This window comes from Rhizobium sp. BK176, from assembly GCF_024808055.1.
On the sequence record NZ_JANUBV010000001.1, the window covers coordinates 541,779 to 554,239 of the forward strand.

At 61.1% G+C, this 12,461-nt stretch carries 15 protein-coding genes; 10 read left to right on the forward strand and 5 right to left on the reverse strand.

The genetic code is table 11. From position 1 onward, the window contains the following. The first annotated feature begins 123 nt into the window (after nucleotides 1-123). The 5 genes from FHT76_RS03215 to FHT76_RS03235 all read left to right on the forward strand — a co-directional run bounded on the left by FHT76_RS03215 (nucleotide 124) and on the right by FHT76_RS03235 (nucleotide 4,735). Complete coding sequence (locus FHT76_RS03215; protein ID WP_259184256.1) at nucleotides 124-1,404, forward strand: VWA domain-containing protein; 1,281 nt, start codon at nucleotides 124-126, stop codon at nucleotides 1,402-1,404. 110 nt (nucleotides 1,405-1,514) lie between these two features. Continuing rightward, nucleotides 1,515-2,573 (forward strand): hypothetical protein, encoded by a 1,059-nt coding sequence (locus FHT76_RS03220; RefSeq protein WP_259184257.1) that lies wholly within the window; start codon nucleotides 1,515-1,517, stop codon nucleotides 2,571-2,573. 91 nt (nucleotides 2,574-2,664) lie between these two features. Further along, the gene (locus FHT76_RS03225) at nucleotides 2,665-3,354 is read left to right on the forward strand and encodes a class I SAM-dependent methyltransferase (protein ID WP_259184258.1); all 690 of its coding nucleotides are present in this window, start codon (nucleotides 2,665-2,667) and stop codon (nucleotides 3,352-3,354) included. 74 nt (nucleotides 3,355-3,428) lie between these two features. Next, nucleotides 3,429-4,148 carry a hypothetical protein gene (locus FHT76_RS03230; protein WP_259184259.1) on the forward strand — a complete coding sequence of 240 codons (720 nt, stop codon included), beginning with the start codon at nucleotides 3,429-3,431 and terminating at the stop codon, nucleotides 4,146-4,148. 56 nt (nucleotides 4,149-4,204) lie between these two features. Beyond that, complete coding sequence (locus tag FHT76_RS03235; protein WP_259184260.1) at nucleotides 4,205-4,735, forward strand: hypothetical protein; 531 nt, start codon at nucleotides 4,205-4,207, stop codon at nucleotides 4,733-4,735. A 63-nt stretch (nucleotides 4,736-4,798) separates the two neighbouring features. Here the strand turns inward: FHT76_RS03235 and FHT76_RS03240 are convergent, their stop codons facing one another. From FHT76_RS03240 to FHT76_RS03250, 3 genes are all read right to left on the reverse strand, one after another. Then, nucleotides 4,799-5,164, reverse strand: coding sequence for a hypothetical protein (locus tag FHT76_RS03240; protein WP_259184261.1), 366 nt, complete (start codon nucleotides 5,162-5,164; stop codon nucleotides 4,799-4,801). 42 nt (nucleotides 5,165-5,206) lie between these two features. Beyond that, nucleotides 5,207-6,625, reverse strand: a complete 1,419-nt coding sequence (locus tag FHT76_RS03245) for a hypothetical protein (protein WP_259184262.1) — start codon at nucleotides 6,623-6,625, stop codon at nucleotides 5,207-5,209. A gap of 64 nt (nucleotides 6,626-6,689) precedes the next feature. Beyond that, the gene (locus FHT76_RS03250; protein WP_259184264.1) at nucleotides 6,690-6,866 is read right to left on the reverse strand and encodes a DUF2735 domain-containing protein; all 177 of its coding nucleotides are present in this window, start codon (nucleotides 6,864-6,866) and stop codon (nucleotides 6,690-6,692) included. A gap of 203 nt (nucleotides 6,867-7,069) precedes the next feature. Between FHT76_RS03250 and FHT76_RS03255 the strand changes: the two genes are divergently transcribed. Then, nucleotides 7,070-7,606: a hypothetical protein gene (locus tag FHT76_RS03255; protein ID WP_259184265.1), complete on the forward strand. Its 537-nt coding sequence runs from the start codon at nucleotides 7,070-7,072 to the stop codon at nucleotides 7,604-7,606. 218 nt (nucleotides 7,607-7,824) lie between these two features. Here FHT76_RS03255 and FHT76_RS03260 read toward each other — a convergent pair whose 3' ends face one another. Then, nucleotides 7,825-8,463, reverse strand: coding sequence for a hypothetical protein (locus FHT76_RS03260; RefSeq protein WP_259184266.1), 639 nt, complete (start codon nucleotides 8,461-8,463; stop codon nucleotides 7,825-7,827). Nucleotides 8,464-8,518: 55 nt separating this feature from the next. Next, nucleotides 8,519-8,827: a hypothetical protein gene (locus FHT76_RS03265; RefSeq protein ID WP_259184267.1), complete on the reverse strand. Its 309-nt coding sequence runs from the start codon at nucleotides 8,825-8,827 to the stop codon at nucleotides 8,519-8,521. A gap of 312 nt (nucleotides 8,828-9,139) precedes the next feature. On the opposite strand from FHT76_RS03265, the gene thrS reads away from it, so the two are divergent. The 4 genes from thrS (at nucleotide 9,140) to FHT76_RS03285 (ending at nucleotide 12,403) form a co-directional block, all read left to right on the forward strand. Continuing rightward, nucleotides 9,140-10,324, forward strand: coding sequence for a threonine--tRNA ligase (thrS, locus tag FHT76_RS03270; protein WP_259184268.1), 1,185 nt, complete (start codon nucleotides 9,140-9,142; stop codon nucleotides 10,322-10,324). Between the two features lie 69 nt (nucleotides 10,325-10,393). Then, nucleotides 10,394-11,167, forward strand: coding sequence for a hypothetical protein (locus FHT76_RS03275; RefSeq protein WP_259184269.1), 774 nt, complete (start codon nucleotides 10,394-10,396; stop codon nucleotides 11,165-11,167). A gap of 113 nt (nucleotides 11,168-11,280) precedes the next feature. Next, nucleotides 11,281-12,111: an alpha/beta fold hydrolase gene (locus FHT76_RS03280; RefSeq protein WP_259184271.1), complete on the forward strand. Its 831-nt coding sequence runs from the start codon at nucleotides 11,281-11,283 to the stop codon at nucleotides 12,109-12,111. 100 nt (nucleotides 12,112-12,211) lie between these two features. After that, nucleotides 12,212-12,403 (forward strand): superinfection immunity protein, encoded by a 192-nt coding sequence (locus tag FHT76_RS03285; protein WP_259184272.1) that lies wholly within the window; start codon nucleotides 12,212-12,214, stop codon nucleotides 12,401-12,403. The last annotated feature ends 58 nt before the right edge of the window (nucleotides 12,404-12,461 follow it).

Genomic DNA, 12,461 nt, shown 5'->3' on the forward strand with positions numbered 1-12,461 from the left:
TTTGCGGAAGCCGTTCCCGGGTCTTCGTTTACCTTTCCGGTCTTTACGGTCTATGGAGCGGTTGACGTTTCAACTCCTCTTCGACAATGTGCGCTGTCTTCAACCCGACGGAGCACTCAACGCATGTCGATCCTGACGCCCGGCGCTAACGCCGCGGTCCCATCCAACAACATCTCGGCAATAATTACGCTCCGGCCGCTCGCCGGTATCGACGTCGACGTTTCGGCGTTCCTCCTCAAGGCGGACGGCAAGGTTCGAAACGACCGGGACATGTGTTTCTACGGTCAGCCCTCCGTTTCGGGCGGAAACGTGGTCCTCGCCGAGAGCGACAGCGGCCGTACAGTGTTCCGTCTGAACCTCGCTGCCATCGACGCAGGGGTCGAGAAGGTGTCGCTGACCGCCACCATCCACGAGAACAAGGTGCGCTTCGCATCCTTCTCCGACATCGATATCGACATCGGGGGCCTCCGGGCCACGGTTCCGACCCAAGGCAAGACGGAAACCGCGCTGATCCTCGGTGAGTTCTACCGCCGCAACGGCGAATGGAAGTTCCGCTGCGTCGGACAGGGCTTCGAAGGCGGTCTTGCGCCGCTGGCGACCCACTTTGGCGTGGTGATCGACGACGCTCCCGCTTCTTCCGCTTCTTCGGCTCCGTCGGCAACGGCCTCATCCGCTCCTCCTCCGCCTCCCGCACCGACGAAGGTATCGCTCGAAAAGCGGGTCGCGGAAAAGGCCCCCCATCTCGTCAGCCTCGCCAAGAAGGCACAGGTCTCGCTCGAGAAGAACAAGCTTGCCGACGTCGTCGCCGCGGTCTATCTGGTCCTCGACAAGTCGGGTTCCATGGCGTTTCAGTACAGCAAGGGCCGTGTTCAGGAGGTCGTCGACCGGGTTGTTCCGCTCGCTGTCCATTTCGACGACAACGGCGAACTCGATTGCTGGATTTTCGCCGACAAGCAGAAGAAGCTCCCGAACGTCACGTTGGACAACGTGCGCGACTACGTGAAGCGTGAAGCCGAAAAATTCGGCATGTTCAAGATCGGAGCGGGCAACAACGAGCCTGCGGTCATCAAGGACATTATGGAGTTCGTCGGCAGACAAGGCGGCAAGGACCCCGTCTTCGTGCTATTCATCAGCGATGGCGGGGTGTACAAAAACAGCGAAATCAAAGCGTTGATTAAGGATGCTGCCAAACTTCCGATCTTCTGGCAGTTCATCGGCGTCGGCGGGAGTAAGTACGGCGCGCTTCAGGAACTGGACACGATGACAGGCCGGTTGGTTGACAACGCCGGCTTCTTCGCAATCGACGATCTGCACAGGGTCAGCGAGGAGGAACTCTACGACCGCATGATGAGCGAGTTCCCGGTATGGCTGAAAGCCGCCCGGGCGAGGGGCATCATCGCCTGATGCGTTGGCCGCCGCCGGACGCCATGCGTTCCGCGGCGGCTTTAACCCCATGCCGTTGTCGATTGCCCGGAAGCGGTCCATATTGCGACCATCGACAGGGACGCAGCGACATGGGCATGCAATTCGAACTTCCGATCGTCTACAAGAACAGTGGCATTCCGCCCAAGTGCCGCTCCCCACAGGACTACAAGGTCATCGACAAGGCGTGGTTCGACTTTCCCGTCGCTGACCCGTCTGAGCTCGAACCCGCGCTGACATTTCGTTTGCGGTACCGCCGCGAGGACGGCGAGCTGCTGATTTCCGACACGGTGTTCCACCAGTACCAAGGCCACCTGATGCGCGACATCGACGCTTCCCCTCGCCTGCGCGATCAAACGCGTTTGAATGTCGAAACCCTCTCTCAAATGGCCAGCGACGGCGTCCGCTGGCTTCCCGACATCCTTAAAGTGAAGTCGACACAATTCTGGTACAGCTACAGCTCCGGCTACGAGGCCGGCATTCTCAAGGATAAACACATCGAGGATTCCGGCCGGAACGCCGCTGTCGACGAGCTTCAGGCCTTCATCACCGACAACCTGGTGATCGTGGATGGCGTTGTCTACGCCAAGAACCACGACCCCAAGATCAACGTCCACATCGGCGGCGATGGTTATTCCGTCGATCTGAGCCTGGTCGCCAGCGGCGATTATTCCTTCCCCTTCGATCGCATGGACTTGGTCGACCGGTTCGCGTCATGGCTTGAAAGCGAGTGCGGCATCGCCCGCAAGAACGAACGCAGCTGGCACAGCGACTGCGAATTTCTGGTCGACGCGCCGACGGTCCCGCTCTCGGCCAATCCCGTCCTCGAAGCCGGCCTCAAGCTCGCCAGCATGGCGCAATTGAACATCGCCAATGCCGCTTACTGGGGCGAGGACACCAAACGGTTGGGGTTGGCACTGCAGGCAGAGCCGACGGTGGAAAACGTCTTCGCGTTCGCGGACGCCTTCGAGGCGGCCGCGATGCTGCCGGACGCGCACAAGATCGGCTACGGAATGGAAAACCACGCCCACCGGTTCGCGTCCTTCCGAAAATTCGTCGAGCTGATGCCGGACGAGTACAAACAGGACTTCGCCGACACCATCGATATTCCGGTTTCATTCTCGGCCCAGTACTCGTCTCCGCGCTCGTAACCTGGACAAACTCCGCTTGATTTCCGGGTGTGGGGTCTTTAATTAGTCTCCAATCGACCGGTTCTAGTTCAGCTTGGTCAACGGAGAACGCATGTCGGAAGCCGCCATACAAGAACATCTTTCGCCGGAAGCCGGGTATGACCTTGCAGCCGTTCACTACGACGACTGGAGCTGGCAGGACTTCTGGCGCGAACACGAGTTTCCCCTTGTGCGTCGGTTTCTGGAAAGCCGCCCGTCTCCGCGGGGAGACCTTCTGGATGTCGGTTGCGGCACGGGTTACTACCTCGGCCGCCTTCGCGACCTTTTCGAGCGCGCGTCAGGTGTCGACCTGAGCGAGGGCATGCTTGCCGTCGCGCGCTCCGGCCATCCCGCGCTCGATCTCCGCAAAGGCGGAGCTGAGAGCCTGCCTTTTCCCGACGCTTCGTTCGAAGCGGTCATCTGCTGTCGGGTCCTGACGCATGTCCGCGACGTCGATAGCGCCTTCGCGGAAATCGGAAGGGTGTTGCGCCCCCGCGGCCTCGCGGTCGTCACGAACATCGACGCCGATCACCCCTACGGCAGCACCCGACTTCCCACTGCCGACGGCTCGGTCTTCGTGGAAACGATCAAGCATACCGCGCCCGAGCTCGTTGCCTCTGCCGGTCGGAACGGGCTTCTCAAGCGTTACTGCGGGTTCCTCGGCATGTACGGAGATGTCGTCGAAATGGCGGCCCGTCCCTCTTGGGATGAATCCATCGTCTCGTCGTTCATGGTGTTCGATCGTGGGCAGCCTGCATTGTAAGGTGCAGTTGGTCTCCATAGAGTTCGGGAAACGACGGCTTGCGAATGCCAGTGAAATCCGGAAAGAACAGCTGCATGTATCCGAACCACGCCACCTATCTGATGACCGCCAAGGACGATCCGAATGTTCGCAAGGAGCTCGTGTCGCGGATCGCCGACAAGTTCCGCGAAGCCCTCGCCGTCAGGCTCACCGAGAGCCAGCTGATCGGTATTGACTATGCCAACACGTACGGCGTGTTCTTCGGGGAACAAACTCCTTGCGCCAGCCACGACTACTGCGACACCGGCCCGGTTTTCTGGTCTGTCATGGTATCCGCATTGTCGGAAAAGACCGGTGGCTCCGGCCGTCGCCACCCACTCCATGAACCCGGCCGCGACCTGTACGACATCATTATGATCGGGGACAACGATCTCGGCCGTGTCGGCGCGTCGATCTGGAACGACGCCTGGAACGCCGCCGTCCTGAAGGGCTTCTCCTCCCTCTGGGCGGTCAAGGAAGGCATTCCCGCCGAGGCGACCTTCAAGGTCCTCGCCGAGATCGCCATGACCCATCCGCTGCGCGTCCCCCACGACGATCCCCGTTATCCCGGTTTTCCGATGATCACGGACTTCGAGGCCGAAATCCATGCCGCAGCCCTGGAGTTCCTCGCCCATGCGACGCCGCTTTCGGTCGGCGACGCTCTCGAGGCCGCGACGATCGTCCACCAGCTCGTCGACAATGACGACGCCGACGGCGTCATCGAGTATTTCTCCTCGTTCGCGCCCGCGCCGGATCAGTCGCAGCTTCGTCCCTGACGTTGTCTTCTCCGCGTAAGTCGCGTAGTCATTCCCCAAATCAGAGGTAAACCGACATGCCGTTTCCCGAATACGAGAACCACCCTCCCCAGAACCGCGACGCCGTCGGCATCGACATGCCTTGGTTTGAGATCACAGACGCCGAAAAGACCTTCAGAACGACCCCTAACGCTCTGGTCGGGTGCGTTATCTGGGGTGCCACCGGCGAGCAGCCACGGGACCCACAGGGAAATGTCATCGAAGCATTGGACGATGGCGCGGCTATAGTGTTCAATCCGCTCGACCTCGTCGCTCGCGACAATATTCCATCGCTTCTCTCGGACCAGCCGTCCGTTCAACTGCGCATGGAAGACATGTCTGTCGATCTGACACCGGAAGAACTTCTTCGCTTGATCGCACGCGAACTGACCGTGGACGAATATACGTCGCTTCGCGATCACTTCGGGATGTTTTACGACATCCATGCCGACTTCTACGATGCCAGAACTGGCCGATCGCTGCATACGATGCGGTCGTTGTGGGGCGACAACCCGGCAGCCGCCCTGAGGCCGGAACGCGCTGACAGACATCGCGAACCTCGCATGTAATCCAATGCTTGCGGTGATTACCGCTCGTGATCCGTCAACGACCTCACCCTACGTTAACCGGGGCTAGCGCCCCGGTCTTCGATGACCGTCCCCGGCGGCGCGGATCGCTTCCGGCGGAATGGCGTCGTCACCCAGCTCCATCTCGCGCAAACGCTCCGAAACTGTCTCCAGTCCATGCCGGATCGCGAGCGGCACCAATGCCTGCCGCCATCTGTTGAGACCGTCTCCCCGGTCCGGCGTATCCCAGAACGGCTCGTCCCGTCTTGCCTTCCCGAACACCGCGTCAATGTCGTCGGGTCCAATCCGCATTTCGTCGCGCGCGTGTTCCAGCGCCTCCTCCTCGGACATCCCCATTCCGTGGAAGTCGTCGACCACCGTGCTGAACACCGCGAATTTGCCGTCCGGCTGCTTGACGAAGAACTGTGGCACGCGAATCTCCTTGAGCGTTTGCTCGGATGTTACCTTCGGCGATCAGGCCGGCCAAGCCGGTTCCGCCGACTGGTGTTGAAGGACGACCGCGAGGAGCGACCGTCCTTCAAGCGCGCGACCCCGTTCGACGTCCCTTCTCAACATCGCCATCTCTTCCAAGAGGTAGCTTTCCATCGCCAGTTCGAACGGTGTCAGGCCGAAGTGTCGGGATGTCTCGATCAACCACGTGTCCGCTTCCGGCAGGCGGTGCGGCTCGAGAACGGCGAGGATGGCGCTGTAATGTTCACGGATGATGCGTTTACGGTATTCGAGGTTTCCTTGTTGGGTCAGTTGCTGGGCGAGGCCTGGCCTTCCTCCCCGCCTGACCTTCCTGTTCTTCTCGTATGTCGCCAGATCGGCGGTCGCGATCCACTTCCCGTCGTCGCTCCGCTTGACCAGCCCCAGCTCGCCGATGTGCCGCAGGAACGTCGATACGATCTCGTCAAGCGTCATGACACGCGCCTTCAGGACAGATCGGGCGTATCTCGCCACCGACGGCTTGATCAGCTTCTCGTGTGCGCCGACCCATCCGTTCGCCCGGAAAGCGCCTACCAGTTCGGCTGTCGTCGGCGGCGCGTCCGGCCGTTGCAGGATCGTCCAGAGTATCCATGATTGCCATTCGAGGTCCGCGATCTCGAAGAGGTTCAGGCCTTCGACGAACTCGGAGATGAACGGCGACCGCAGTGTCCGCTCCAGGCGGCCGGAGAACAGCACCTCTCGAGATCGCATGGGCTGGAACGTCGACATCCTCCTGAGGACTTCCTCGGCCGTCTCCGCGATCCTTCGTTCGAGGAGCGCCTTGCCCCTCTCATGGAGGGGGCTGAGGAGCATCGTCCTCGGCGCTTCGTCGAGGATGATGAAGTCTAGTTCCTTGAGCTTGAAGTGTCGGTATTCCGAAAGGTCCACTTCCATGACGGCGACATCGAGGCCCGCCAGCTTGGAGAGTTTTTCGGCCGAACATCCGTGCGTGACCTTGAACTCCACGTGGAGCTTCCGACGTCCGGCCGAACACACGACGTCGGGAATGACTTCGCCCGTCCTCTTTTCGAGTTCCACGCGGTCGAAATGGACCATCTTGCCCTGGACGATGGTCAGGGGTCCTAGTTCGTCGCGGACTTGGGTGTCGGCCACCCTGATCTCGCGCTTCCGCTCTATGACCGCCTTGGCGAGCCTGTGCAAGATGGATTCCGCGGCATGGGCGCATCCGAGGCCGTGAGCGTCCGCCTGGTGTGCGAAGCTGTGGGTCCTGACGGTGCCTTTTCTCGCGACCATCCCACCGTAGCAGATCGGGCATATGCAACCGCACTTCCTGCCCGACGGCACGGCTGAGATCGGTACCGGATCGAGGCTCGACGCATCGAGCGCGACAAGCATCATACCGTCGAAGCATCGCGAAAACAGGTCGTCGAGCGTTAAGTCCATGCGGTTCCGGTCCGTGAAGCCGCCAGACTACATCGGAAAACCGATTTGTAAACGCAGGTTGTGCTTAGTGAAGGTCCTCGCGCACCGCCTCGCGGTGATACCATGCGGCGCTATCGGCGGCGTCGCAGTACTGGGCCGCCTGCGCACGCATCGCGTCGTCCTTGGGTTTCGCGGTTTTTGCGAACCGGAAGGCCGCGAGGTCGATGACCTTCGCTGTTCTTGTTGCTTCGATAGCCTGCATTCCCTGGCCTCCGTAGCGTAAAGCTGTTCGAACGACTGTAGCAGATTGCCCATTAGTTAAACAACCGCTGCCTATTATTTGTTCAACATGTTGAAATTAGATGCATTCCACCATGGAAGAATTTCGCCGGCAGCGAGGTACTGGCGGATTTGATGAACGCGGATCGCTCCCCTACCGTTCGGGGATCAACCACGGAAAACAAGATGAAAATCTCCGGCATCATTCCCGACGTCATCAAGGACATCGTCGTCCCAACCCTCGCCGAGATGACCCCTGGCTCGACCGCTTGGATGACGGCGAACGGCCCGATAACCCGAGAGACCCTCATCGAGGAGGTGAAAGCCTCCAGCGACATCGGCCAGCAGTTCTGCACCGAACTCCTGCGCGTGTCCCGCGATCTGATCGCACGGAAGGCGGCGAAGGAAGCGTCCTACGAGCGCGCCACCGCGCCGACGCCCGCCGAGCCGACGCTCGAATGGCTCAAGAGCCTGTCAGCGCTCATCTGGGAACACGAGGGGCATTGCGAGGCGGACGATCCGACGCCGCTGCTAAGTGAAGAAGACATCGCATACTACGAGAACTCCGGAAGGGTTCCGAGCCTCGAAGCCGTTATCGAAAGCGCCGAGGGAACCGGTGATCGCATCCTGGAAATCAGGACCGCCGACGGCGAACTGGTCTACAACGGCCGCAGGGCGGTCGAGGCGGAAATGAAGGCGTTCAGAAACGACTGGCAGCCGTAAGGCCAACGAGGTCCGAAAGCGAACCGTGATCCATCAGAGAATGCGGTTCGCCTTGTCGAGATAGTGGTTTACCACGAGCAATACCGGAATCAGGATAGACATGACAGCAAGAGCTATGTTGACCGTGGACATTCCAAGCTCCTCGTTTCGGACGTTCACGATGATTGTGGCCGGCCATTCGCTCGACCGAAATCCTCGCGCTAGACTGCCCGCCCTACCTACGGCTTCATCCCGGCGCTCACGATAAGCTCGCTGTCGCCTTTCCGCTCGATGGCGACGCCGGCCGCGGCGCAGACCTCGGCGTACTCCGCCGCCAGCTCCTTGAGCGGGTCGATGTCGTTGGCACCTTCCGCGATCCTGACGGCTTCGGCGGCGATCCGCTCACGAAGGTCGGCGATCCTGTTCCCGAAATCGAAAGCGCGCTTGCGATCCGCGGCGTCCCTGTCCATCTTGGACCACCGCGCCATGTCTTGCGACCAGTCGGTGGCGACGAGCTTTTCGTTGAAGACCCGCTCGAGGAAGGCGCTGGCTTTCTCGCCGCCGCCGCGCTGCCAGTGGAAGACCGCCATGTGGCTGTTTCGCACTTCGGCGCAGCGCTCCCACGTCAACGTCTCGGAAGATAGGTTTTCGATGACCATGGTCGTCTTCGGCCCCGTGCGGTAGCGATCCATGAGTTCGTCGATCAGATCGCTCTCGGAAAACGGAAGCGTCACGTAGCGACGGCTCATGCTCTTCTTGCGCAGCTCCGCAAACTTGCCCCCGGCGGCCCTGATCCTCGCGCCGAAGACCGCCGGAAGGTCCAACGACGAATCCGAAAGGTGCAGGCACACGGTCTTGATCTTGACGTCTGGGGTCATGGATTTCTCTCTGTTGCGGCCTGACCGTGGCACGGCGCGAAGCATTCTTCCATCATCAGGCGGTCAGCGCGCGCTCAAGTTCCTCCATGTGGCCCGTGTCCTGGCGGCGCAGGCGAAACGCCGCATCTGAGCGTTCGGCGAGACACCGGCCTTCAGCCTTCATGGCATCCCATTCGCGCGCCCGCTTCAGTTCGGGGAGGATCATGGCTCCGATCGAGCCGATGGCGACCAGCGAACACAGTCCGCCGACGACGGCGACCGAGATTTCCATTTTTCCCGCCGTGGCGGCGATGACGGAGAAGGCTGTGGACGCTACACCCGCTCCGAGCGTCGCCACGACATTGACCGCGAATGCTTTCGACATCTTCAATTCCCTACTCAATACAAGACTTCGATTTTCTTATTGAAGACTCCGATCAGTGTCAACACATCGGCTGGATTTCCGGCCCTGGTTGACTTTTACCGCCGCCGTACGTAACAATGACCTCATGAAAGCGCACGCGAGCCAGTTCCCGACCACAACGACGACCACCGCCATCGGCGGGTCGTCTTTCTGTGTTCGGTAGCAAACCGACGTTTTCACCAGAAAGGGCCTCGCCGCACGACGGACGGGGCCTTTTTCTTATGCGGAAATCGCGCCCCGTGTCCCTCCCCAACACGAAGAAGGAACACGACAATGGACGATCTCGATCACCGCAGGCTCGGTCAAAGCCTCGAACTCTACCACATCCAGGAAAACGCCCCCGGCATGCCGTTCTGGCATCCGCGTGGATATGCGATCTACCGCGTGCTGGAGGACTATATCCGCGGGCATATGCGCCGCATGGGCTTCAACGAGGTAAGGACCCCGCAACTCCTTCCCCGCGAACTCTGGGAGCGCAGCGGCCACTGGGACAAGTTCGGCGCGAACATGTTCTGCGTCGAGGACGGCGACGGGCGCGAGTTCGCGTTGAAGCCGATGTCCTGCCCGTGCCATCTGCAAATCTTCAACCAGGGTCTCAAATCGTACCGCGACCTTCCTGTCCGCTACGCCGAATTCGGTGCCTGCCACCGCAACGAGCCGTCGGGTTCGATGCACGGCCTGATGCGCACCCGCTCGTTCGAGCAGGACGACGCCCACGTCATCTGCCGCCCCGAAGACGTCCAGCGCGAGGTGTCCCGCTTCATCGGCCTTCTCGACCGGGTCTATTCCGAACTCGGGTTCTCTGGCTACGAAGTGGCGTTCTCAACCCGTCCTGCCGTCCGCGCAGGCTCCGACGAGATGTGGGATCGGGCCGAGGCGCAGCTGGCCGCCGCCGCCAAGGAGCGCGGCATTGATTTCCGCCTCCAGCCTGGTGAAGGCGCGTTCTACGGCCCGAAGCTGGAGTTCGTCTTGCGCGACCGCCAGGGGCGTGACTGGCAGTGCGGCACCGTCCAGCTCGACATGCTCCTGCCTGGCCGCCTCGGCGCGTCCTACGTTGACGAGAACGACGAGGATGCCGTGCCGATCATGATCCACCACGCCGTTTTCGGCTCGATGGGGCGGTTCCTCGCCATGCTGCTCGAACACCACGGCGGCGATCTTCCATACTGGCTGTCTCCCGACCAGGTGGCGGTCGTCCCGATCTCGCAGGCGCAGCGTGCCTATGCCGAGAAGGTGCTTGCCGATCTCTGCGAAGCGGGTGTCCGGGCCGTCCTCTACGACGGCAACGAGACTCTGTCGCGGCGTCTGGTGGATATCCACTCAGCCCGCATCCCCGTCTCCTTCGTTGTCGGCGGTCGGGAGGCGGATGCGGCGGCTGTCGCGATCCGCGAGCGCGACGGGTCGCAGCGTGTCGTCCCGCTTGCCGCCGCGGTTGCGGAGGCGGCGAAGCGGCGGTGATCGGCTCGTCGATTTTGACACTCGCCGTCACCGGGGCGATCCTTTGTCATCCACCCGGTGACGCATTCCATGACGCTATCCAGCTTCCTTTCTTCCCTTCGCCGCCATCTGACACCGACCGATCCCGATCTCTGTCGGTTCCGCGAGACCGTCGTCGTGGCATCGCTGGAACGAAGCCGACTGGAAGAAGCGCTGGATGCGATGGCCTGGAACTACGGCCAGCTAGTGAAGGGCAAGGAACTCTACAACGCCTACGGCTCCGAGCCACCGCTCGTCGTCGTCGATCACCGTGACAGAGCGATCGTGTTTTCCGCGCCCACGGGACTGAAAGACGACATCTTCCATTTCCAGATGCGCGACTGCGTTGAAGCCATGCATGACGCCGCGGTTCCTTTCAGCGACGCGACCTTCCTCCTGTCGTTCGGCGCGGGCCACGACATGCAGCTTGTAGAAGTCCTGTCGATGACGGGCGAACGCGACGAGAACCGGCCGGCGCTGGCGCTCTCCCTGACCGCCTGGGCCGCCGACAAGCCGCCAGCGCTGAACACCTTCGTGACGTCCGGCACCGTGTGGCGTCCTCCATTCGGTCTTTCTTACAAGACATACGGCCGTTCCGTCTGCTTGCACGGCTGCGCCGACGACATGGCATCGGCAGCCGCCTTCGTGGAAAACGAAGCCGTTGCCCTCGTCGAAGGCGAATACGGCCGCCTTCGGCCTCTAGGAGATCATCCCGCGAACTCGATCGTCCTCAACCTCGCTGACGGCTGCGCCTACGACATGCTCGGCGGCATGGCGGTTCCGGTGAACAAGCTCGCGGAGCGAGCCGCGCCCGCGCTTTCCTGACCGTTCCGCGTCGGTGCAATTTTCCAGGTTCCATTAACGCGACATTGACGACCAAGTGAATGAACCCGCGCGCGAAGTTGACGCGCCGCGCGCAATCAAATATTGAACTCACCATGTTGCCAGAAGTTTCAGAGTTCAAATCACGGTATGGGGTCTTGCGTTTCCGCGACAGCGGAGGCGAAGGGACACCGCTCGTTCTCCTTCATGGCTCCTCGTATTCGATGAACGTTTTCTCGCACCTGTTTTCTGGTGAACTCGGCCGCGCGTTTCGGCTGATCGCCCTTGATCTGCTTGGTCACGGGCTATCCGACGATGCATCCGACCCGGTTCGCGTCTACTCCGTGCGCGGTTTCTCCGATTGCGTCGAGGACCTCGCATCTCACCTCAAGCTGTCTTCCTTCGCGGTGTTCGGCTGGTCGCTCGGCGGTCATGTGGCCATTGAGGTCGCGGCCCGCGGGTTGCCCGTCACAGGTCTTGTGCTGTCCGGCACGCCGCCGGTATCCGCTGGTTTTCTGGCCGCCTTGAGCGGTTTCAAGGTTTCCGGCGGCCTCGCCCTCGCCTCCAAGCGTCACTTCGATCTGCGCGACGCCGGCAAGTTCGAATCCCTGTGCATCGGCCAAGGCTCACGGCTTTACATCTCCGACCTGATGCGCGCCGACGGCCGTGTCCGACAGATGTTCGGCAAGAGCCTGATGCATGGCGAGTGCCACGATCAGAAGCGCTTCGTAGAGACGACGTCGATCCCTGTCTGCCTGCTCAACGGCTCTCTCGATCCGTTCGTGAGGCCGTCCTACATTGCCAAGATCAAAGGGCGCTACCCCGGGTTCACGCCGATCACGATCCAGGATGCCGGCCATGCCGTGTTCCACGAGAAGCCGGCTATTTTCTCGCGCATCCTCATCGATTTTCTCAACCCGCGGGTGGCATCCTTTCGCGCTGCCTGACCTTTCTCGTGTTGTGCCCACGAATTTTGATTCAGACGGCTTCCCGCCGATGAAATTTTGATCTGTAATTCGAGGACGGACATAACAAAAAGGGTCACAAATGCCGTTCGCTCTCTTCGCAGCTCTCATCTTCGTCGGTGTTCTCGCTGCGCTTATCGTCTATCTCATCCCGTCATTCGTGGCCGTTCATCGCGAGCATGAAAACAAGGCTGGCATCCTGATCGTGAATTTCCTCGCGGGCTGGACCATTGTCGGCTGGATTTGGTGTCTGATGTGGTCTCTTCGAGACTGATCCGTCTCCGACACCTTTAAAAAGGACGCCGCAGCGCAAGCTCGGCGTCCTTTTTGTT

Coding starts and splice junctions, on each gene's coding strand:
- FHT76_RS03275 (WP_259184269.1), top strand. CDS start 10,394: ATGACGCTATCCAGCTTCCTTTCTTCCCTTCGCCGCCATCTGACACCG.
- FHT76_RS03280 (WP_259184271.1), top strand. CDS start 11,281: ATGTTGCCAGAAGTTTCAGAGTTCAAATCACGGTATGGGGTCTTGCGT.
- FHT76_RS03230 (WP_259184259.1), top strand. CDS start 3,429: ATGTATCCGAACCACGCCACCTATCTGATGACCGCCAAGGACGATCCG.
- FHT76_RS03255 (WP_259184265.1), top strand. CDS start 7,070: ATGAAAATCTCCGGCATCATTCCCGACGTCATCAAGGACATCGTCGTC.
- FHT76_RS03225 (WP_259184258.1), top strand. CDS start 2,665: ATGTCGGAAGCCGCCATACAAGAACATCTTTCGCCGGAAGCCGGGTAT.
- FHT76_RS03235 (WP_259184260.1), top strand. CDS start 4,205: ATGCCGTTTCCCGAATACGAGAACCACCCTCCCCAGAACCGCGACGCC.
- thrS (WP_259184268.1), top strand. CDS start 9,140: ATGGACGATCTCGATCACCGCAGGCTCGGTCAAAGCCTCGAACTCTAC.
- FHT76_RS03215 (WP_259184256.1), top strand. CDS start 124: ATGTCGATCCTGACGCCCGGCGCTAACGCCGCGGTCCCATCCAACAAC.
- FHT76_RS03250 (WP_259184264.1), bottom strand. CDS start 6,866: ATGCAGGCTATCGAAGCAACAAGAACAGCGAAGGTCATCGACCTCGCG.
- FHT76_RS03245 (WP_259184262.1), bottom strand. CDS start 6,625: ATGGACTTAACGCTCGACGACCTGTTTTCGCGATGCTTCGACGGTATG.
- FHT76_RS03285 (WP_259184272.1), top strand. CDS start 12,212: ATGCCGTTCGCTCTCTTCGCAGCTCTCATCTTCGTCGGTGTTCTCGCT.
- FHT76_RS03260 (WP_259184266.1), bottom strand. CDS start 8,463: ATGACCCCAGACGTCAAGATCAAGACCGTGTGCCTGCACCTTTCGGAT.
- FHT76_RS03265 (WP_259184267.1), bottom strand. CDS start 8,827: ATGTCGAAAGCATTCGCGGTCAATGTCGTGGCGACGCTCGGAGCGGGT.
- FHT76_RS03220 (WP_259184257.1), top strand. CDS start 1,515: ATGGGCATGCAATTCGAACTTCCGATCGTCTACAAGAACAGTGGCATT.